Annotated in this window: 19 protein-coding genes and 1 pseudogene; 8 read left to right on the top strand and 12 right to left on the bottom strand. The window is 68.3% G+C overall.

Annotated elements, in window-relative coordinates; all coding sequences use genetic code 11:
- Window position 1: 1 nt before the first annotated feature.
- The 7 genes from BLU81_RS23460 to BLU81_RS23430 all read right to left on the bottom strand — a co-directional run bounded on the left by BLU81_RS23460 (window position 2) and on the right by BLU81_RS23430 (window position 5,634).
- The gene (locus BLU81_RS23460) at window positions 2–964 is read right to left on the bottom strand and encodes a type II secretion system F family protein (RefSeq protein ID WP_092546636.1); all 963 of its coding nucleotides are present in this window, start codon (window positions 962–964) and stop codon (window positions 2–4) included.
- A complete protein-coding gene (locus BLU81_RS23455) occupies window positions 958–2,379 on the bottom strand; it encodes a CpaF family protein (RefSeq protein ID WP_092546635.1) in 1,422 nt (473 codons plus the stop codon). The genes BLU81_RS23460 and BLU81_RS23455 overlap by 7 nt, the downstream gene beginning before the upstream one ends.
- Complete coding sequence (locus BLU81_RS23450; protein WP_092546634.1) at window positions 2,376–3,554, bottom strand: AAA family ATPase; 1,179 nt, start codon at window positions 3,552–3,554, stop codon at window positions 2,376–2,378. Before BLU81_RS23450 ends, BLU81_RS23455 begins: the two co-directional genes overlap by 4 nt.
- Complete coding sequence (locus BLU81_RS23445) at window positions 3,555–4,343, bottom strand: RcpC/CpaB family pilus assembly protein (protein ID WP_092546633.1); 789 nt, start codon at window positions 4,341–4,343, stop codon at window positions 3,555–3,557.
- A gap of 175 nt (window positions 4,344–4,518) precedes the next feature.
- On the bottom strand, window positions 4,519–4,893 hold the full coding sequence (locus BLU81_RS23440; RefSeq protein WP_269461112.1) for a TadE family protein: 375 nt from the start codon (window positions 4,891–4,893) through the stop codon (window positions 4,519–4,521).
- Window positions 4,894–4,942: 49 nt separating this feature from the next.
- A complete protein-coding gene (locus BLU81_RS23435; protein WP_092546631.1) occupies window positions 4,943–5,125 on the bottom strand; it encodes a Flp family type IVb pilin in 183 nt (60 codons plus the stop codon).
- A gap of 98 nt (window positions 5,126–5,223) precedes the next feature.
- Window positions 5,224–5,634 (bottom strand): response regulator, encoded by a 411-nt coding sequence (locus tag BLU81_RS23430; protein WP_092546630.1) that lies wholly within the window; start codon window positions 5,632–5,634, stop codon window positions 5,224–5,226.
- A 165-nt stretch (window positions 5,635–5,799) separates the two neighbouring features.
- Here BLU81_RS23430 and BLU81_RS23425 point away from each other — a divergent pair, with 165 nt between their 5' ends.
- The 4 genes and pseudogenes from BLU81_RS23425 to BLU81_RS52115 form a co-directional block, all read left to right on the top strand.
- Complete coding sequence (locus BLU81_RS23425) at window positions 5,800–6,750, top strand: NmrA/HSCARG family protein (protein WP_092546629.1); 951 nt, start codon at window positions 5,800–5,802, stop codon at window positions 6,748–6,750.
- 92 nt (window positions 6,751–6,842) lie between these two features.
- Window positions 6,843–7,706: an ion transporter gene (locus BLU81_RS23420; protein ID WP_092546628.1), complete on the top strand. Its 864-nt coding sequence runs from the start codon at window positions 6,843–6,845 to the stop codon at window positions 7,704–7,706.
- A gap of 153 nt (window positions 7,707–7,859) precedes the next feature.
- Window positions 7,860–7,982: a hypothetical protein gene (locus BLU81_RS51620; protein WP_269461089.1), complete on the top strand. Its 123-nt coding sequence runs from the start codon at window positions 7,860–7,862 to the stop codon at window positions 7,980–7,982.
- A pseudogene (locus BLU81_RS52115) lies at window positions 7,976–8,212 on the top strand (AAA family ATPase); the annotation flags it as partial. The gene BLU81_RS51620 and the pseudogene BLU81_RS52115, both read left to right, overlap by 7 nt.
- Here BLU81_RS52115 and BLU81_RS50855 read toward each other — a convergent pair.
- Window positions 8,120–8,425, bottom strand: coding sequence for a hypothetical protein (locus tag BLU81_RS50855; protein WP_231954725.1), 306 nt, complete (start codon window positions 8,423–8,425; stop codon window positions 8,120–8,122). The pseudogene BLU81_RS52115 and the gene BLU81_RS50855 overlap by 93 nt on opposite strands.
- 21 nt (window positions 8,426–8,446) lie before the next feature.
- On the opposite strand from BLU81_RS50855, the gene BLU81_RS49945 reads away from it, so the two are divergent.
- The 3 genes from BLU81_RS49945 (at window position 8,447) to BLU81_RS23405 (ending at window position 10,358) form a co-directional block, all read left to right on the top strand.
- Window positions 8,447–9,115: an AAA family ATPase gene (locus BLU81_RS49945; RefSeq protein ID WP_197686357.1), complete on the top strand. Its 669-nt coding sequence runs from the start codon at window positions 8,447–8,449 to the stop codon at window positions 9,113–9,115.
- Window positions 9,112–9,726 carry an RloB family protein gene (locus BLU81_RS23410; protein ID WP_092546627.1) on the top strand — a complete coding sequence of 205 codons (615 nt, stop codon included), beginning with the start codon at window positions 9,112–9,114 and terminating at the stop codon, window positions 9,724–9,726. The genes BLU81_RS49945 and BLU81_RS23410 overlap by 4 nt, the downstream gene beginning before the upstream one ends.
- Before the next feature lie 116 nt (window positions 9,727–9,842).
- Window positions 9,843–10,358, top strand: a complete 516-nt coding sequence (locus tag BLU81_RS23405) for a GNAT family N-acetyltransferase (protein WP_092557531.1) — start codon at window positions 9,843–9,845, stop codon at window positions 10,356–10,358.
- Here BLU81_RS23405 and BLU81_RS23400 read toward each other — a convergent pair.
- The gene (locus tag BLU81_RS23400) at window positions 10,345–10,995 is read right to left on the bottom strand and encodes a hypothetical protein (protein ID WP_092546626.1); all 651 of its coding nucleotides are present in this window, start codon (window positions 10,993–10,995) and stop codon (window positions 10,345–10,347) included. The two genes, BLU81_RS23405 and BLU81_RS23400, sit on opposite strands and share 14 nt — an antisense overlap.
- Window positions 10,996–11,275: 280 nt before the next feature.
- Here BLU81_RS23400 and BLU81_RS50850 point away from each other — a divergent pair, with 280 nt between their 5' ends.
- Window positions 11,276–13,969 carry an ABC transporter substrate-binding protein gene (locus tag BLU81_RS50850; protein ID WP_092546625.1) on the top strand — a complete coding sequence of 898 codons (2,694 nt, stop codon included), beginning with the start codon at window positions 11,276–11,278 and terminating at the stop codon, window positions 13,967–13,969.
- Here BLU81_RS50850 and BLU81_RS23390 read toward each other — a convergent pair.
- From BLU81_RS23390 to BLU81_RS23380, 3 genes are all read right to left on the bottom strand, one after another.
- Entirely contained in the window at window positions 13,962–17,021 is a 3,060-nt protein-coding gene (locus BLU81_RS23390; RefSeq protein WP_092546624.1) for an efflux RND transporter permease subunit, read from the bottom strand. The two genes, BLU81_RS50850 and BLU81_RS23390, sit on opposite strands and share 8 nt — an antisense overlap.
- Window positions 17,022–17,154: 133 nt before the next feature.
- Window positions 17,155–17,823: a response regulator gene (locus tag BLU81_RS23385; RefSeq protein ID WP_197686356.1), complete on the bottom strand. Its 669-nt coding sequence runs from the start codon at window positions 17,821–17,823 to the stop codon at window positions 17,155–17,157.
- Entirely contained in the window at window positions 17,820–19,010 is a 1,191-nt protein-coding gene (locus BLU81_RS23380; RefSeq protein ID WP_157751760.1) for a sensor histidine kinase, read from the bottom strand. Before BLU81_RS23380 ends, BLU81_RS23385 begins: the two co-directional genes overlap by 4 nt.
- Window positions 19,011–19,114 lie beyond the last annotated feature (104 nt).

Below are 19,114 nucleotides of genomic sequence, written 5' to 3'. Positions count from 1 at the left end.
GTCAGACCTCCACCCGTACGACCGACCGCAGCCAGAGCCCGCCGAGTCCCATGCCGGTGAGTGCGACCACGAGCAGCAGGATGCCGATCGGTTCGGTGAACAGCGGCCGCAGATAACCCGGCTGGGTCAGCTGGATGGCCAGGGCGGTGAGTGGTGGCATGCCGGTCAGCACGTACGCCGAGATCCGGCCCTCGCCGGAGAGGGCCCGGACGTGCCGTTTGATGTAGGCGCGTTCGCGCATCGTGTCGGCGGTGGTCTGCATGACGTCGACGAGGCTGCCGCCCACTTCGCGCTGCAGCCGCAGGGCCATCACCAGCCACGACATCTCGTAGCTGTGCATCCGTTCGCCGACGCGTTCCAGGGCGTCCTCGAAGCTGCCACCGATCCGGGTCTCGGCCAGGGCCCGGCGCAGTTCGGTGGCGACCGGGCCGCCGTCGTCGCGGACCGCCGCCTCGACCGACTGGTTCAGGGTGAAACCGGCCCGCAGTGAGCTGGTCATCAGGTTGAGGGCGCCGGGTAGTTCGTCGCCGAACTGTCGTTCCCGCCGGTTCACCCGGAAGGTGAGGGCGAAGCTGCAGAGCAGGAATCCGAGGGCCAGTCCGCCCAGGATCGCGACCGGCCACGGCATGATCCACAGCAGCAGGATCACCGTGACGATCATGACGGCGAACCGGACGGCCAGGTACTCGGCCGGTTTGATCGAGCCGCCCAGCCGGTCCAGCAGCGGCTCGTCCCGGGCGGCCAGGCGGGCCGTCAGCGGGATCGCCTCCAGCTGCTCACCGGCGCTCACCAGCATGCGGCGCAGCAGGGGAGCGTCCTCGGTGACGGTCCGGACCCGGAAACGCCGGAGCACGGAGAGACGGCGCTGGATCGGGGTCTTCCCGAAGAGCAGATCCAGCAGCACGTAGCCGACGAGGAAGATGGTCGCGGTGACCAGCAGGGCGACCAGGATCAGTGTCACCATCCGCGGCCTGCGAAGAGTGTCTGCTGGAGTGTCACCCCGTACGGCGCGAGCGCGTCGGAGAAGTTCGGCCGGATCCCGGTCGGCTTCAGCAGACCGCCGCGGGCGTCCGGGGCGTACTCGTGCAGGAAGATGTCCTGCAGGGTGATGACGTCACCCTCCATGCCGACCACCTCAGTGATGTGGGTGATCTTGCGGGAGCCGTCTTTGAATCGGTTGACCTGCAGAATCAGGTCGACCGCCGAGGTGATCTGATCGCGGATCGCGCGGCTCGGCAGGTCCATGCCGGCCATCAGGACCATGGTCTCCATCCGGGACAGCGCGTCACGCGGCGAGTTGGCGTGCAGTGTCGTCAGCGACCCGTCGTGGCCGGTGTTCATGGCCTGGAGCATGTCGAGGGCGGCGCTGTCGCGGACCTCACCGACGACGATCCGGTCCGGCCGCATCCGCAGCGCGTTCTTGACCAGGTCGCGGGCGGTGATCGTGCCCCGGCCCTCGGAGTTCGCCGGCCGGGACTCCAGCCGGACCACGTGGTCCTGCACCAGCTGGAGTTCGGCGGCGTCCTCGATGGTGACGATCCGCTCGTCGGTCGGCACGAAACTGGAGAGCACGTTGAGGACGGTGGTCTTGCCGGAGCCGGTACCGCCGCTGACCACGACGTTGCGCCGGCCGCGGACACAGCCTTCCAGGAACTCGGCCGCGTTGCGGGTCAGCGTCCCGTAGTTGAGCAGGTCGGCCACGGTCAGTGGCACCGCTGCGAACTTACGGATGGTCAGGGTGGAACCGTCCAGGGCGATCGGCGGCACGATCGCGTTGACCCGGCTGCCGTCGGGCAGACGGGCATCCACCATCGGGCTGGACTCGTCCACCCGCCGGCCGACCCGGGAGCAGATCCGGTCGATGATCCGGCGCAGGTGTGACTCGTCGTCGAACTCGGCGGCGACCCGTTCGATCCGGCCGAACCGTTCCACGTACACGAAATGGGGTCCGTTGACCATGACCTCGGTGACCGACTGGTCGCGCAGCAGCGACTCGATCGGGCCGTGGCCGAGGACCTCGTCGACGACCTCCCGGACGATCCGGGCCCGGTCGGCACCGGAGAGCGGGGTCTCCTCCCGGGCCAGCAGTTCGTTGAGTGACTCCCGGACCTTCGTGTCCAGGTCGTCGTCCTGGGTCCGGTCGTTGCCGTACAGGGTGGGGCCCAGTTCGTCGGCGAGCCGCCGCTGAATCCGCAGCCGGACCTCGTTGATCTGGTCGTTCGGTTGCTGCGGCCGGCTGGCCGCGCGGTACCGGTCGGTGCCGGACGCCGCGCCCCGGTCGATCGGCGGCTGGCCCCCGGCCCCGGCCGCCGGTTGCTGCTGTTGTTGTTGCTGGTTCTGGGTCTGCTGGGCCGCGGCCAGTCTTGCGGACAGGCTCATTTCCCAGGCCTCCTGATGCCGAGGAACTTACGTTCCTTGACGGGTGCGGTGACGATGCCGGAACACCGGTCGGCGAGTTCACGGATGGCGCGGCTGACCGGGTGCATCGGGTCGGTCATGGTCAGCGGTTCACCCTGGTTGACCGAGACCGGGACGTCCCGGCTGGACGGCACCTGCACCGCGAACGGCATGCCGACCGCCTCCTCCACGTCCTGTGGGGTGAGGCCGACCTGGGTGTTGGCCCGGTTGAAGACCAGCAGCCGGCGTTCCTTCGGATAGTCGAGCAGGTCGAACATCTCCGAGGTGAGCCGCACCGACTTCAGGGTCGGCAGGTCCGGGGTGACGATCGGGATGAACCAGTCGGACATGTCCAGCGCCGCGAGCACCTGGTCGGTGACCACGGCCGGGGTGTCCACCACGATGTAGTCGTAGAGCGGCCGGGCCACGTCCAGCAGTTCCACCACGAACTCGCGGCTGACCCGTTCACCCTCGGCCGGGCTGGGCGGGGCGAGCAGCGCGTCCAGGCCGGTGCGGTGACTGGAGATGATCGAGCGCAGGCCCGGTTCGTCCAGCCGCCCGGTCATCGACAGACCACCGGCGATGTTGCGGTCCGGGGACAGCCGCAACATGATGGCGACGTCACCGAACTGCAGGTCCAGGTCGATCAGCAGGACCCGCCGCGCGCCACCGGCGAGCGCCACGGCCAGGTTGGCGGCGACCATGCTGCGGCCGCAACCGCCCTTACCGGCGAAGAGCGTGATCACCCGGGCGTACGGGGCGGCCTGGTCGGCGGTACCGCGCAGGGTGCTGCTCAGCGCCTTGGAGAGGTCGACCGAGCGGACCGTGGCGGCCCGCAGCCCGTCGTTGTCCGCCTCGTCGACGATCTCGCGGACCCCGGAACGCAGGCACTCCAGCACCACGTGCGGCTCGATCACCCGCCGGATCAGGACCACACCGATCAACGGCCTCTGAAGCCGCTGGTACGCCGTGAACATCAGCGCCTCGCCCAGATCCACCGTGGCACCCAGGATGACCAGGATCGTCTCCGGGTAGCGCGGCAGATGTGTCTCCAGGTCCGCCATGCTGGTCAGCATCGTGCAGCCGACCTCCCGGAACGCCGGGCCGACCTCGGTGCGCCGGGCCTCGTCGGGTTCGACGTAGACGTAGAGGCTCATTCAGAACAGCCCCTTCGTGTCGACGCCGCCGCCGGGCGTCACCTTCACCGTGGCCCCGAGCAGGGCCAGGTAGAGCCCGCAGTACTTGGACGCCTGGATCAGCCGCTGGGCGTCGCCGGGGTCGACCGCGAGCGTGACCGTGTACCGGTCGTACTTCCCGGTGGGCTGGGATGCCGGGCTCTCTTTCGCCTCGGGCGACGCCGAGCTGGAGGCCGCCGGGGCGGCCGTGGCCGGCACCGGCTCCGGCGCCTCCCCGATCACCAGCACCTGGGCTCGCGGCAGCAGCGCCGCGGTCCGCGGCGGATCAGTATTGGTGCTGTCCGCCTGCAGCGGGCACGTGCCGTAGACGGTGACCTGGTCACCAGCCGCCACGTCGCCGGCCACCTGCGGCGCCACGCTCAGCGCCACGGTCACCGCGAGCATGTCGCTGGGCACCGTCATCCGCCGGGACGGTGTCGTCGAGGGGGCCGTCGTCTGGAAGAGCGACCGCAGCAGCAACTGGGTCTTCTCCAGGGGCGCCACCAGGAACAGCTCGTCGATGGCGGAGTCCCAGGCCGTCAGAGTCCCCTCGGGGACGGTCTCGGACGGGACCAGGATCCGTTCGGTCAGACTCTTCACGTCGGAACCTTTGGTCGCCGCGGGGATTCGCTCCCTGGCGATCAGGACCCAGACACCCTGCTTGCCCTCGACCGCTCGTTTGTCCGCACCGCGGACGTACGAGATGATCGCCGCCCCGCTGACAATCGCCAGCAGGAGCGCGCCCAGCAGGATCAGCACGCGCCGTCGCATGACTCCACCTAATCAGGTGAAGGTCATCCGAAGGGGGCGATCACCGTTACCCCGTGGTTCTCACCGTTTTCCGGACGGTGCACGGATACGGCGTTCATCAGGGTGCAGACCACGCTGAACAGTCCGCCGATCGAACCGGTGTGACCGGTGACGGCGGACTCGGTCACGCCGCGAGTCAGCCGACGCAGGACATCACGCCTTTACCCCGCAGGATGATGGTGCTCGACCCGCCGGCCCGGGTGATCCAGGCCATCACCGGTGTCACGGCCCGGAACTGCCGTTCCACCACCACGGTCGAGTCGGTGCCGGCGAGCGAGGAACTCGAACAGACCTGGACCCCGTTGGTGGGGTAGTTCAGCGCGGTTCCGCTGCCGACGATCGTAGTGATCTTGGTTTTGACGTCGGTGACCGTACCGTTCAGGGCACCGAGCCGGGCGCCCTCACGGGCCGCCTGGGTGAGCTGGATGTTCTGTTGCAGCGCCCGGCCCATGTCGATGATCCCGAAGAGGATCAGCAGCAGGACCGGTAACACGATCGCCATCTCGACGATGGCTGCTCCGGCCTCGCCCCGGTACTTCCCGGGGCGAGGCCGCCCGGAGTCAGAGCAGGGAGCCGGTGACCCGGCCGAGCAGGCTCTCGATGTTGTCGCTGAGCAGACCGATGGCCGTGATGAGCGCGGCTGCGATGAGTGCGACGAGCAGGGAGTACTCGACGATCGTGGCACCCTCCTCGGACTTGTGCATGCTGCGCAGGTAGCCGAGGAGAAACTTGATCTGCTCCATGGTGTTTCCTCACGTTCCGTGGCCAACCCCCCGTTGGCCTGTGCCCTATGAATCGGAAGAGTTCGTCGGGGCATGAGCCAGCCTCGGTTGCTTAACGGTCACCAGTTGGGCGTCGGCGAGTTCTGGGACAGGACGGTGCGCAAAGTGCCTGCCAGAACGTCCGCCGTGTACGGTTTTGAGATGAATGGCGAACCCGCTTTGATCAGGCCCCGCTTGATCGCGATCTCCTCCGGGACGCCGGACACGTAAACCACCTTCATGCCCGGCCGCACTGCCGCGGCCGACCGGGAGAGTTCGCCGCCGGAGACACCCGGCAGTCCCAGGTCGGTCAGCAGCACGTCGATGCTGCCGTCGTGGACCCGGCACGCCATCAGTGCGCTGACCGGATCCTTCGCGGACAGCACGACGAAGCCCCGCATCTCGAGCATCTGCGCCGTCAGCTCGCGCAGGTCCTCGTCGTCCTCGACCAGCAACACCACTGGCCCCTGCTGTTCAGCGGTTTTCCACATGACCCTCTCCGCCCGGACTTCAACTCTCACGCTATCGACTGCGGCTCACGGGCCGTCCCGGAATGGGAAAAGCGGCGTGACGGGCGTCTCGTTCAATCGGGAATCATCGATGTCGACTTGTGGTTGTGCGGGGCAGTCCTTCAAAACTGAAAGAGTGGTACAGAGATGAACCAGCAGAAGATCATCGCGGTCGTCGGCGCCACCGGTGCCCAGGGCGGCGGGCTCGTCAAGGCCATCCTGGCCGACAAGTCCGGCGACTACACGGTCCGGGCCGTCACCCGCGATACCACCTCACCTCGCGCTCAGGAGCTGGTCAAGCTAGGCGCCGAGGTGGTGCAGGCCGACAACTACGACGAGGAAAGCCTGGTCGAGGCGTTCACCGGGGCGTACGGAGCCTTCCTGGTGACCAACTTCTGGGCCCACATGTCGGCCGACAAGGAACTGGAGGAGGCGGCCAACCTGGCGAACGCCGCCAAGCGCGCCGGCCTGCAGCACGTGATCTGGTCGACCCTGGAGGACACCCGGGACCACATCCCGGCCGGCGACGACCGGATGCCGACCCTGCAGGGCAAGTACAAGGTGCCGCACTTCGACGCCAAGGCCGAGGCGGACAGCCTGTTCACCGCGGCCGGGGTGCCCACCACCTTCCTGCGGACCACGTTCTACTGGGAGAACCTCGCCACCGGCTGGGGTGCGACCCGCGGCGCGGACGGCGTGCTCACGCTGACCCTGCCGATGGGTGACGCCAAGCTCGCTGGCATCGCCGTCGACGACATCGGCCGGACCGCCTACGGTCTGCTCAAGGCCGGCCCTCAGGCATACGCGGGCCGTACGGTGCACATCGCCGGCGAACACCTGACCGGTCAACAGATCGCGGCCGGCCTCTCCCGGGCCGTCGGCGAGCCGGTCGTCTACCGCCCGCTGACCCACGACGCCTACCGTGGCCTCGGCTTCCCCGGCGCCGACGAGGCGGGCAACATGCTCCAGTACTACACCGAGTTCGAGGACTACTTCACCGGCGTCCGCGACCTGGACGCGGTCCGCAAGCTGAACCCCGGCCTGCTGACCTTCGACCAGTGGCTGGACACGAACGGGCAGAGCATCCCGACGAATTAGTTATGTCATAGGATGCGGCCATTCGCGAAGATTGGCCGAGGAGACACATCCTGTCCACGCTCACAAGGGACCTAGCCGCGCGCTGCCTGGTCATGGTCGGCGCGCCCTGGTTCAGCATCGCCGGATTCGCGGTCATCATGGTCAACGCGATGTGCCTCGGACTGGAGACCTACTCCAGTGTCGGGGCCGTCGCGGGACCTTACCTCACATTGATAGAGCACCTGTGCATAGCAGGCTTCATCTGCGAGTTGCTGATCCGTTTCGGTGCCTGCCTGAACCGGCCGTCGAGCTTCTTCCGCGACGGCTGGAACATCTTCGACATGGCGATCATCGTGGCGCCGCTGATCCCCGGCATCCGCGAGAACGTCACCCTGCTCCGGTTGCTGCGCCTGGCCCGGATCGTCCGGGCCTTCCGCTTGTTCCCCAGCCTGCGGATCATCCTGGTCGGCATCCGCCGCAGCCTCCCCGGCCTGGGCAGCTTCCTGTTGATCACCGCGCTGGTCATCTACGGCTACGCGATGCTCGGCTGGATGCTCTTCGGCCGCGCCGAACCGGAGAAGTACGGCACCGTGGGCCAGGCCATGCTCAGCCTGTTCCTGCTGCTCTCCCTGGACGGCATCACCGACATCCTGGAAGCCGGCCGGGACGTCACCCCGTGGGCCATCCCGTACTACGTCTCCTACATGGTCGCCGCCTGCTACCTGCTGACGAACCTGCTGGTAGGCCTGGTACTGACCGCCTTGCAGGAGGCCCACGAGGCCGAACGCGCCGCCACCGGGGGCAAGGAGGCCGGCCCAGCCATCCCGATCCAGGTCCTGGACAACACCCCGCACCACCAGATAGCCCGGCTCCGCGAGGCCTTGGACGTCCTGGAATCCCAGCTCACGGCCACCCCGCCAACCCCGAGAACCCCAGAGCCGACCCCCAAGGATGTCGTACGTTCCACGGCTTCCTAGAAATCCGGCACCGCCCGCCCCGTCACGCGAGGCCTCCGCGGCGCCAGGCCGCCACGCGGCCGCCGGGCCGAATGCGGTGGTAACTGCCGGCAAGCCCCGGTTTCCGACGAGACTCGTCGAAAACCGGGGCTTGCCGGCAGCTATCCTGGGCATGTGCTGATCCGCTTCGAGGTGTCCAACTTCCGCTCGATCGCCGAACCAGCCGAGCTGTCGATGGTCGCCATCGACCGTGACCGGCCGGCCGCCCGCAGCCCCGCCTCAACGAGAGCCTGCTGACCAGGGCGGCGATCTACGGCCCCAACGCTTCCGGCAAGTCCAACCTGATAGCCGCGGTCCTCTGGCTCCGCGACGCCGTCCGCGACTCTCTCCGCGAGTGGGACGACACGATCCCGGTGGAGCCCTTCCTCCTCGGCTCAGGCACCTCGGAAACCAGCGAGTTCTCCCTGGAACTGATGATCGACGGAGTCCGTTTCGAGTACGTCCTCGCGCTCGACGGCGAAGCGGTCCACTACGAGGCCCTGTTCCACTACCCGGAACGCAAACGCCGCCGCGTCTTCGAACGCGAAGGCCTGAACCTGACCCTGCAGCGAGGTCTCGGCGGCCTGTCCGGCACCCGCGAACTCCTGACCGGCCGCACCCTGGTCCTGTCGGTCGCCCGCCGCTTCGACGAGCCGCTGATCACCGGCTTCGCGCGAGAGCTGGTTCAGATCGAGGGGCATGGGAGAGACGTTCTTTCATCCTTGCGGGCGGTCATCGAAAGGTCGTTCGTCGTCGGTGAATCCGTTGACCTGTGGCGAACGAACCGAGTTGATACGGCCGGCGGTTCAGAGCTTGTGGACAGGGCGCGGGCATTGGCCATGCTGCGGCTGGCTGACCTCGGCATTCAAGATGTTCGAGTGATCGACGAAGAGGTCAAACTCTTCGGCAAACTCGCGTCGAATGTGCCTACTCTGCAACTTCTGCACCGAACCGCTGAGGGCTCCGTCGCATTCGACCTGGAAAAGGAATCGCAGGGCACGCAGACCTGGCTCAGTTTGATCGGCCCGGTGCTGACAGCGTTACGGCAGGGCACGCTGATGGTCTTCGACGAGCTGGAGGCCAGCCTGCACCCGACCCTCTCCGCCGAACTTCTGCGGATCTTCGCCGATCCCACCCTCAACCCGCGTGGTGCCCAGCTCGTGTTCACCTCACATGACACCAGTCTGCTGAACCACCTGAACCGCGACGAGGTCTGGCTGACCGAAAAACGGCCGGACGGCTCCACCCGGCTCGGCGCCCTGTCCGATTTCGCCGGCGAACGGGTCCGTAAGTCGCAGAACCTGGAGAGTGCTTATCTGCACGGCCGCTTCGGGGCTCTGCCGCAACTCGACCAGACCGAACTGCTGCGGGCACTGGGGCTGATCGGGTGAGTATTCGGCGAAGAGGCGGTAAGCCCCTCGGGCGTTCGGCCGGCAAGCGCCCCGAACTCCGTACCATCGTGGTCTTCTGCGAAGGAAAGAACTCCGAGCCGGATTACGTTAACGGTCTCAAGCGCCTGCCGGAGATCGTCCGCAACACCGCCCTCAACATCGAGATCCACCCTAAGCAGGGCACACCTTTGACCTTGGTGAAGATGGCCGCCGAGCGAATCAAGGACCCGGAGGTCGACGAGTGCTGGTGCCTCTTCGACGTCGAGTGGTCTCAGCACCATCCGCATTTGGCGGAAGCCGCCGACCTCGCTGCCCGAACCGGGGTGCGGCTCGCCGTCTCGAACCCGTGTTTCGAGATCTGGCTGATCCTGCATCACGTCGATCACACGCAGTTCCTGGAAACCGGCAAGGCTGAGAGCGAAAGCCGCCTTGACGGGCGTAAGAACAAGAGCATCGACGCGGCGGCCTACATGCCACTCCGGAAGATGGCTGTTGAGCGGGCCGCCGCGCTGGAGAAGCGGCACATCCGGGACGGCACACGATTTCCCGGCGACAACCCATCGTCGGGGATGTTCCGGTTTCTGGCCGCGATCGAGGCACCAGCCGGTTAGAAGAGCACCTAGCCTCCTAGGATGACTTACGGTGAGCGGTAGAGTCGGCAGGTGTGACTGAGGCTTCTGGGATCGCTGTGGCGGGGATTGCGGACCGCGAGCGGGTTGTCGCGACGATGGTGGCGGCGTTCGAGAGGGATCCGGTTCTCCGGTTTCTCTTTCCGTCGGACGAGGACTATCCGCGGCATGCGGCGGCCTTCTTCGGGCATCTCTTCGACAAGCGGGTCGGTAAAGGAGCCATCTGGACGGCTGACGGCGGGCTGGCCGCTGCCATCTGGGAGCCGCCGGGTGAGGACGAGCCGGTCGCTTCGGCGAGCAAGGAGAGCACGGCGATCGCAGAGCTTCCGGGGGACGCCCGGGAGCGGATGCGGCGGTATGACGACGCGGTTCACGCGGCTTTTCCGAGCCGGCCCTACTGGTATCTGGGGGTGCTCGGTACCCATCCGGCGGCTGCGGGGCGGCGGCTCGGGCGGACCGTGATGGCCGAAGGGCTGCGCCGGGCGGCAGCGGATGGGCTGCCCGCCTACCTGGAGACCAGCACGCCGGGCAATGTGGACCTTTACCGCGGGGCCGGGTGGGAAGTCGTCGCCGAGGTGAACGACCCCCTGCCGATCTGGATCATGCAGCAGTGACCGGAGCGATCATCGGGGCGGGCCGGCGGGTCGCGGTCAGGTAGAGGCCGAGGAGCAGGAGCAACTCGCCGACGTTGCCCAGCCAGAAGGCGAACACGCTCAGGGCTGCGGCTGCGAACATGGCGCTCGAGCCGGCCAGTAGCCAGGGGCTGCGGGTTCGGGCCAGCAAGACGGCGCCCAAGGCGATCAGCACCACGATGGTGACCACGGCGGGGATGGGTGCGCCGTGGGTCGCCGTGTTGGTGTAGCGCAGGGTGTCGGCGTACGGCGTGGGCTGCAGGTTCAGGTTGATGATGTCCTGGCGGATGCCGACCGCGATCAGGGCCGCCGTCAGGATGCCCGAGGCGGCCAGGGGCAGGCGGATGCCGTGGGCGCGGCAGAGCCCGGCGCCGACCATGATCAGCAGTGGGACGAACAGGCCGTGTGCGATGTAGCGGGGATAGGACAACGCCAGGAGGGTGTCGCCGGTGCCGATCGTGGAGCCGGCTGCGATGACCGCGTTGTCCCCGATCAGGGCCAGTAGTACCGGGATCAGCAGGATGAGGGACCGGTCCGGCCAGCGGCGGCGCAGGGTGATGACGAGGCCCAGCAGGACGGCTTCGGCGACGGCGATCAACCCGAAGAGGACACTGAGCATCCACGGCCCCAGTCTCGTTGAGGGAAACGACGTTCCGCCAACGTAGACGGTGCACGGATGGGTGAGCAATGGTCGAAACTGTATTGTTCTACCCGGTTAGTGATTTTCTACAAGATACCGTCAATCCCCTCCGCCGGGCCGACGCTCCGTACGCCTTCAGTCGCCACGATGAATGGACCACCCGGCTTCTCGACGTTGGGGGTCATCGATGGTGCGCGGGCATTGGCATGCCGGTAAGGAACAGACGAGGGGAATCCAGTTCCAGGGTGCGCCTCAACTGTTGAAGCTGATCGAATGGCTGGTGCAGCGGCCCTGGCGGTACGGCGCCGAGCGCCCTCTCCCGATCATCGGCCTGATCCGTCCGGTCGCGGGCGGGCCGGATCCGCTCGACGGGATCGCCGAATGGCTGCGCAGTGCCCGTTTCACGCCCTGGGCGCGGACCGGGACGCGGCTGGTACAACGCCCGGCCGTGCTGTGGGATGAGCAGGCCGGGTGTGAGGATCAGGCCGGGGGCGAGGATCAGGCGGCGCCGCCACCGGAGGCGCGTGCCGAATCCGTGACGGACCGGCCGCCGACGGTCGAGGATCTGCTGGACGTGGCAGTCAAGGGCCTGGCCGCGGACGGTGCGGGCTGGCGGCTCCGGTTCCCGCACTACGGTCTGGCGCTGTGGCTGGTGCACCTTCGGCCTATTCAGCCCAAGTCCCCGGACAAGGAGCGGGAGGCGATCGCCGGGCAGTTGCAGCGGCATCTGCGTCAGCGTCTGGAGAACACCGCCTACCTGGAGGGCCTGGCCGACGCGGTCGGTGACTTCCCGTGGTGGGTGCGGTTGAGTTCGAGGATCGTACCCAGGCTGGGTCTGCTCTTCATGCGGGGGACGTGGCGCCCGCCGCGCTGGTTCGCCCGGCACCGCCTCAATCAGGCGGGCAGCTTTTACGACATGGCGCGTGACTTCGCCAACTCGGAGAAGCGGTGCGGGCTCACCGAGGCGGAGCGGCGGCAGCGTCGGGACGTCGTCGATCAACTGTTGGTGGACGCGTTCCTGCAGGATCTGCGAGTGGCGCACCGGCGCCGGAGTCTGTTCGGGGCGGGCCGGCGCCGGACCACCTATCCGGTGCTGCTGGTGGAGTCGGACAGTGTGCAGGCCGCCCAGTTGGTGCGGCTGATCGAGAAGGCCGGGTTCGTGCCGGGGCAGCGCCGGCCGGGACATCCGCGCAGTGAGCCGCTGCTGGTCGTGACGAATCCGGTGACGGACGGTTCGCCGGCCCCTTTCGCTCCGGGGGACGCGCGGATGGCCTACCAGGAGTGGGCCGAGGAGCAGCGGCATGCGAGCCGGGAGGGGCGGAGCACCCTTGCTCTGCGGTTGCCGGTGGAGACCGAGCGGCCGGGGGACTGGGCCGAACTGGGCCGGGTGGGCCTGCCCCGGCGGCGCCTGCCGTGGATGTCGTCGGTTCTGCCGTTGCTGCTGGTGGTGGCGCTGGTGGCGGTGCCCTGGGCCAACGGCCGGCGGTGTGAGGCGTGGTGGTGGCCGATGACCGGGAACACGCTGCAACGGGAGAAGCTCGACAGCGACGGGACGACGACCCAGTGCATCGGGTTGGCCGACGATCGGCATCGATTTTTCGCCGGGCGGCCGCCGCATGCCGACGACGAGGTCGCCGGGAAGTTGCGTGCGGTGGAGGAGCTGATCGCGCGGACCAACCGGAAGGTGCTGGAGCATCCGCACGAGGCGGATCGTCACCCGGTGACGATCGTCTATCTGAGTACGTTGACCAACACCACGCTCGGTGGCTACCAGGCGGCGCTGGAGGAGTTGCGTGGTCTGGCGCTGGGGCAGCAGCAGGCACTCACCACGCAGGCTCCGATACTGCTGCGGCTGGCCAACGGCGGGGACCAGATGAGGTACGGCGGTACCGCCGCCCGGTTGATCGCGAATGCTGCGGATCGGTTGAACGTGGTGGCGGTGGTGGGCCTGGGGGTGAGCCGCCGGGGCACCGAGGAGGCGATCCGGGTGCTGGACGGTGAGCGGATTCCCACCCTGGCGACGCTGCTCACCGCGGACGACCTGAACAAGGCGGTGATGACGTATCACCAGATCGCGCCGTCGAATCGCCGGGAGGCCGCGGTCGCCGCCTTCTACGCGAAGCAGAAGCTGGGCGTGGCGGCGGCGGCCGTCTACTACTCGGGGGACGCCGAGGATCTGTACAGCACCGGCCTGGCGCACGACGTCCATCAGGAGTTCGAGGCTCGGGGCATCCGGATTCTGGAGCGGATCCCGTACGGGGCGGGCGGCAAGGACGCGTCGAACCTCGGTAGTCGGGCGTGTGCCGAGCAGGCGAGAGCGAGGAAGGGCCGGGCGGTGCCGGACGACTACCTGGTCTTCTTCGCCGGGCGCCCGGATGATTTCGAGAACTTTCTGTCGGGGCTCAGTGCGTCCTGTGAGCGGAATCCGCCGCGGATCCTGGCCGGGGACGCGATCACCGAGTTCGTGCTTTCCGGTGGCCTGGCCAAGCATCCGCGCCTGGCCTTGCATTACATGTCACCGGCGAGCAGCCGGATGTGGGGTGCGGACTGTGCGGCGATCCGGCGGACCGAGTTGTTCTTCATCGAGTACGAGAAGGCGGGCTACGGCGACGCGTGCACGGAGGGGCAGGCGGCGCGGGCGATGTTCGGGTGGGACGCGCTGGAGACGGTGCGGACCGCGATCGTGCAGGTGCGTGGGTCGAGCAGCAAGGCGCCGATCAACGGGACGAGTCTGCTTCAGGGGATCGGGATGCTGACCGGTGTCAACGCGGTGGACGGGGTGACCGGGGAGATCGACTATTCGGGCGCCGCGGGAAACCCGTGGTTGCCAGCGAACAAGCTGATGCTGGTGATGCGGGCGGACGCCGGTGGTGGCACCGAGCTGGAGTTGCTCTGTGCCACCACCCGTGTGCCCGGTCACGATCCGGGCTGTCCGTCCGACGGGGTCAGGTGACGGAGACCAGTTCGGGTTCGGCCTCCACCGGAGCTGGGGTGGGGCGCCGGTCCCGGCGGGACTCGACCATCGTGTAGAGGACCGGGATCAGGACCAGGGTCAGCAGGGTGCTGCTGAGCAGGCCGCCGATCACCACGACGGCCAGGGGCTGGGAGATGAAGCCGCCCGCGCCGGTGATGCCCAGGGCCATCGGCAACAGCGCGAAGATGGTGGCCAGGGCAGTCATCAGGATGGGCCGCAGCCGGCGCAGGCCGCCTTCGACGACTGCTTCGGTGACGGTCATGCCGCGTTCGCGGTACTGGTTGATCAGGTCCATCAGGACGATCGCGTTGGTGACCACGATGCCGATCAGCATCAGGATGCCGATCAGGGCGGCCACGCCCATCGCGGTGTCGGTGAGCAGCAGCAGGGCGATCGCGCCGACGAACGCGAACGGGATCGACACCAGCAGGATCAGGGTCTGCCGGATACTGCGGAACACCGCGACCAGGATCAGGAAGACCAGGGCGATCGCGATGGCGATGGCCAGGCCGAGCTGGGTGAACGCGTCGTTCTGCTGCGAGGTCACACCACCCATCTCGTACGAGGAACCGGCCGGCAGTTCGATCTTGTCGAGGGCCGTCTGAGCGGCCGTGCTGGCGGCGCCGGTGTCGTCGCCGACCGGGGTGGCGGTGACCGTGTTGGTGCTGTCGCCGTCGATGCGGGTGCGCTGGACCGGGCCGTCGATCTGGGTGACGGTGGCGACCCGGTCGAGGCGTACCGGTCCGGCCGGGGTGGTCAGTCTGACGGCTTTGACGTCGGCGAGACTGGTGGGGGCGTCGGCGCCGGTGGAGACGACGACCTCGTGTTCGGCGCCGTCCAGGGTGACCCGGGTGACGGTGCTGCCCTGTACGGTCTGCCGCAGTGCCGACACGATGGCCTGGTCGGTGAGACCGTAGCGGGCCGCGGCCTCGCCCTTGGCGACGATGCTGATCTGCGGGGCGCTCTCGGACAGGTCGCTGGTGACGCCGGTGACCTCGGAGACCCCGGCGAGGGTGTCGGCGACCAGGGTGGTGGCGGTCTTGAGGGTGGCGTCGTCGTCGGCGCGGACGGACACCTCGATGCCGGTACCGCCGAAGCCGCCTCCGCCGCTGCCGACAGTGACCTCACCGGCGCCGGTGAGGCCGCTGACCGCGGTGTCCAGGGCGTCGGTGACGGTGGCCGCGTCGGCGTCCTCGGTCAGGTTGAGCGTGTAGGAGACGCTGTTACCACCGCCTCCGCCGCCGAGGAATCCGCCGCTGGCGCCGATGGTGACCTGGTAGGACTCGATGCCGTCCAGACCGGCGATCGCGGTCTCGACCTGCTGGGCCGCCTTGTCCGTGGTGGCCAGGTCGGTGCCGGGCGGCAGGGTCTGGCTGACGCTCAGCGTGCTCTCACCGGACTCGTCGATGAAAGTGGTCTTCAGGCCGGTGGCCATGAAGACGGTCAGCAGGAGCAGGGCGCCGGCGATGCCGAGGACGGTCTTGCGGCGGCGAACCGAGAACGCGATGACCGGCAGGTAGATCCGCTGGAGACGGCCCTGCCGTTCCTCGTCCTCGACACGCTGCCGGTACTCCTGGGGGTCGACACCGGCGGAGTCCGCGGGGGCTTTGAGGAACCAGTAGGCGAGCGCCGGGACGACGGTCAGCGACACCAGCAGAGACGCGAGCATGGCGACGGTGACGGTGATCGAGAAGGAGCCGAACAGTTCGCCGACCATGCCGCTGACGAACGCGATCGGCAGGAACACCGCGACGGTGGTGAGGGTGGAGGAGGTGACCGCTGAGGAGACCTCACGGACGGCGGTGATTACGGCGTGCCGGCGGTCCTCGCCGTACCCGAGGTGGCGTTTGATGTTCTCCAGGACCACGATCGAGTCGTCGACCACCCGGCCGACCGCGATGGTCAGGGCGCCCAGGGTGAGGATGTTGAGCGAGTAGTCCAGGGTCCAGAGCGCGATCAGGGCGATCAGCAGGGACAGTGGGATCGAGACCGCGGTGACCAGGGTGGATCGGGCGGACCGCAGGAACAGCACGATGATCAGGATGGCCATCACCAGGCCGAGCGCGCCCTCTTCGAGGAGGCCGTCGACGGATTCCTTGACAGCGGGGCCGTTGTCGGAGACGACGGTCAGGGCGGCTCCGGCACCGAGCTGCTCCGTCAGGCCGGGAAGCAGGTCGCGGACGTCGGTGGAGATCGCGGAGGAACTGCCGCCGTGGTCCATGGTGAGCGAGACGCCGAGGCTGGGTTCCCCGTTGGTGCGAGTGATCGAGGTGGTGTCGGCGTCGGTGAGTTCGACCGTTGCGATGTCCTTGAGCTGCTGGGGTTTCGTACCAGCGGTGATCCAGAGGTTTTTGACCTGGTCGAGTGAGGTGACCGCGGCGCCGACGGCGAGGCTCAGGTCCCGGCCGTCCGCGGTGATCGATCCGGCCGACGAGGTGCCGCCGAGGGTGCTCAGGGCGGCGGCGATGGCCTGGGTGGTCGCCGGGTTCGACGGGGTGATCGTGACGATCTGCTCGCGGGCCCCGGAGACGGAGACCTCGTTGACGCCGTCGACGGCCTGCAGAGCGGGCACCACGTGGCGGGTGAGGTCGGCCGCTGTCGATCCGGTGGCGGCCAGGGTCATCGTCGGCATGTCGCCGGTGCTGCCGGTCATCACCTGCGGGTCGACGTCCTGGGGCAGGCGGGCTTTGGCGAGGGCCTGCTGGACTTCGGCGGACGCGTCGTCGATGTCGGTGCCGAAGGCGAACGACAGCATCACCAGCGTCGAGCCCTGCCGGGAGGTGGAGGTCATCGACTCCACCCCGGTCAGGTTCTGCACCGTGTCCTCGATCGGCACGGTGACCTGCTGCTCGACGACCTCGGGGGCGGCGCCGGGGTAGGAGGCGGCCACGGTCACGGCGGGGAACGACAGGTCGGGCAGCAGTTGCTGTTTGAGGGACATCGCCGAGTACGCGCCGAGCGCTACGACGAGGGCGGCGATGATGGCCACCAGTTTGCGGTTGGCGAGGCTGAGACGGGCGAATATCGACACGAGAGAAGTCTGGAATTCTCCGGCGCGGGAATCGTCGTCCAGCGGTAGACGAAACGGGTACCGCATGTGCGGTAGCTGTGGTTCCGCAATACCACCGCTGTGGGTGTGCTCTCAGCCCGCTCTCAGCCTGTGCCTAGCCACGGGGCACGGTCACCAGCCCGCTCTGGTAGGCGACCACCACGAGCTGTGCCCGGTCTCGTACTCCCAGTTTGGTCATCGCCCGGTTGACGTGGGTCTTGGCTGTCAACGGGGACAGGAACAGGCGTTCGCCGATCTCCTCGTTGGTGTAGCCGTTGGCGACCAGGACCAGCACCTCCCGTTCCCGGTGGGTGAGGTCGTCGAGGGCGGTGGCGGTGACGGCGGGTCCCGGGCCGGGCTGGCCGATCAGGTGGTCGAGCAGGCCGCGGGTGGCTTTCGGGGACAGCAGGGCGTCTCCGGCGGCGACCACCCGGACCGCGTGGATCAGCTCGTCGGCGCTGACGCCCTTGCCGAGGAAACCACTGGCCCCGGCGCGGACGGCGAGCATCACGTTGTCGTCGTTCTCGAACGTGGTGAGCACCAGGATCCGCACGCCGGCCAGGTCGTCGTCGGCGGCGATGCGGCGGGTGGCCTCGATGCCGTCCAGGCCGGGCATCCGGATGTCCATCAGCACCACGTCGGCGCGGGCGGTGCGGGCCAGTTCGACGGCTTCGCGCCCGTCTCTGGCCTCGCCGACGATCTCGATGTCCGGTTCGGAGTCCAGGATCATCCGGTAACCGGCCCGGATCAGGACCTGGTCGTCGGCGAGCAGCACACGAATCACTTTTTGTCCTCATAAGGTAGCGCGGTGTGCACGGTGAACCGGCCGCCCGGTGTCTCGTGCACTTCCAGGATCCCGTTGGCGGCGGCCGCCCGTTCCCGCATCCCGACCAGGCCGTAGCCGGAGCCGGTGGTGTCACCGTGCAGGGCGACGTCGTTGAGCACCTGGATGGTCAGGCTGCGCCCGGACCAGGTGAGGTCGAGTTCGGCGGTCCCGGCGCCGTGTTTGTGGGCGTTGGTCAGGGCTTCCTGCACGATCCGGTAGGCGGCCAGATCGGTGACGGCGGGCAGCTCCCGTGGCTCGCCGGTCTCCTCGAACGCGACCCGCAGACCGGCGGCGGCGACCGTCTCCAGCAGGGCGGGCAGCCGGGACAGGCCGGGGGTGGGTTCGGTGGTCACCACCGGGTCGTCGGACTGGCGCAGCACCCCGACGATCGACGACAACTCCTTGAGCACGTCGTCGCCGGAGTGCCGGATCAGGTCCAGCGCCGGGCGGACCTGCTCGGGTCTGCGGTCGAGGAGGTGGCTGGCGGCGGCGGCCTGCACGCTGATCACCGCGATGTGGTGGGCGACCACGTCATGCAGCTCGCGGGCGATGCGCAGCCGTTCCTGGATGACCCGGCGCTGTGCCTCCTCCTCCCGGGTCTGCTCGGCGCGGCGGGCCCGTTCCTCGACCTCGGCGAGGTAGGCGCGGCGGCTGCGGGTTGCGTCGCCGAACGCGGCGGCCATGCTGAGGAAGGTGAGGATCGGCAGGCTGTCCAGGGTCAGCAGGTCCTGCCGCCGGGTCGCGTCGGCGAGGTAGAGGGCGAACCCGCTGCCGGCGATGTGCATCCAGGTGGTGCGGCGGTCGGTGCCGGCGGCGACCGTGTACGACAGGATGGCGCCGGCCAGGATCAGCAGCGGGTTGCGGTGCTGGGTGATGCTGTACTGCGTGGCCAGTCCGGCGGTCACCACGATCAGCAGGGTGCGCGGGAACCGCCGCCGGCCGGCCACCGCCCCGGCCGCCACCGCTGAGACGGCCCAGTCGAAGATGGTCAGCGGCCGGTCGCCGGGCAGGCCACCGGATCGGACGTAGCCGGCCGCGGCGAACGCGCACAACACCGCCGAGAGCATCGCGTCGACGGCTGTCGGATGCCGGGCGGCCCAGGCGCGGGGCAGGGGCCAGAGCAGGGTGTTGATCTCGCTGTCCATGACGGGTTCCACGGTAGTGCCGGAGTCCACGGGCAGGCGTCGTTCATCGGCGGTAGTGAGCGCTACCGCCGTTGAAGTAGTTCCACCCGCTATTCACCTGCCGT

Origin of the sequence: Actinoplanes derwentensis (genome assembly GCF_900104725.1) — a bacterium.
Taxonomy (GTDB): domain Bacteria; phylum Actinomycetota; class Actinomycetes; order Mycobacteriales; family Micromonosporaceae; genus Actinoplanes; species Actinoplanes derwentensis.
This window is presented reverse-complemented; position numbering and strand designations above follow the sequence as displayed.

What these genes read in the sequence shown, in the direction of transcription:
- BLU81_RS23460 (WP_092546636.1), bottom strand. Translation starts at nt 964, where the DNA reads ATGGTGACACTGATCCTGGTCGCCCTGCTGGTCACCGCGACCATCTTC.
- BLU81_RS23455 (WP_092546635.1), bottom strand. Translation starts at nt 2,379, where the DNA reads ATGAGCCTGTCCGCAAGACTGGCCGCGGCCCAGCAGACCCAGAACCAG.
- BLU81_RS23450 (WP_092546634.1), bottom strand. Translation starts at nt 3,554, where the DNA reads ATGAGCCTCTACGTCTACGTCGAACCCGACGAGGCCCGGCGCACCGAG.
- BLU81_RS23445 (WP_092546633.1), bottom strand. Translation starts at nt 4,343, where the DNA reads ATGCGACGGCGCGTGCTGATCCTGCTGGGCGCGCTCCTGCTGGCGATT.
- BLU81_RS23435 (WP_092546631.1), bottom strand. Translation starts at nt 5,125, where the DNA reads ATGGAGCAGATCAAGTTTCTCCTCGGCTACCTGCGCAGCATGCACAAG.
- BLU81_RS23430 (WP_092546630.1), bottom strand. Translation starts at nt 5,634, where the DNA reads ATGTGGAAAACCGCTGAACAGCAGGGGCCAGTGGTGTTGCTGGTCGAG.
- BLU81_RS23425 (WP_092546629.1), top strand. Translation starts at nt 5,800, where the DNA reads ATGAACCAGCAGAAGATCATCGCGGTCGTCGGCGCCACCGGTGCCCAG.
- BLU81_RS23420 (WP_092546628.1), top strand. Translation starts at nt 6,843, where the DNA reads ATGGTCGGCGCGCCCTGGTTCAGCATCGCCGGATTCGCGGTCATCATG.
- BLU81_RS50855 (WP_231954725.1), bottom strand. Translation starts at nt 8,425, where the DNA reads ATGCCCCTCGATCTGAACCAGCTCTCGCGCGAAGCCGGTGATCAGCGG.
- BLU81_RS23405 (WP_092557531.1), top strand. Translation starts at nt 9,843, where the DNA reads ATGGTGGCGGCGTTCGAGAGGGATCCGGTTCTCCGGTTTCTCTTTCCG.
- BLU81_RS23400 (WP_092546626.1), bottom strand. Translation starts at nt 10,995, where the DNA reads ATGCTCAGTGTCCTCTTCGGGTTGATCGCCGTCGCCGAAGCCGTCCTG.
- BLU81_RS23380 (WP_157751760.1), bottom strand. Translation starts at nt 19,010, where the DNA reads ATGGACAGCGAGATCAACACCCTGCTCTGGCCCCTGCCCCGCGCCTGG.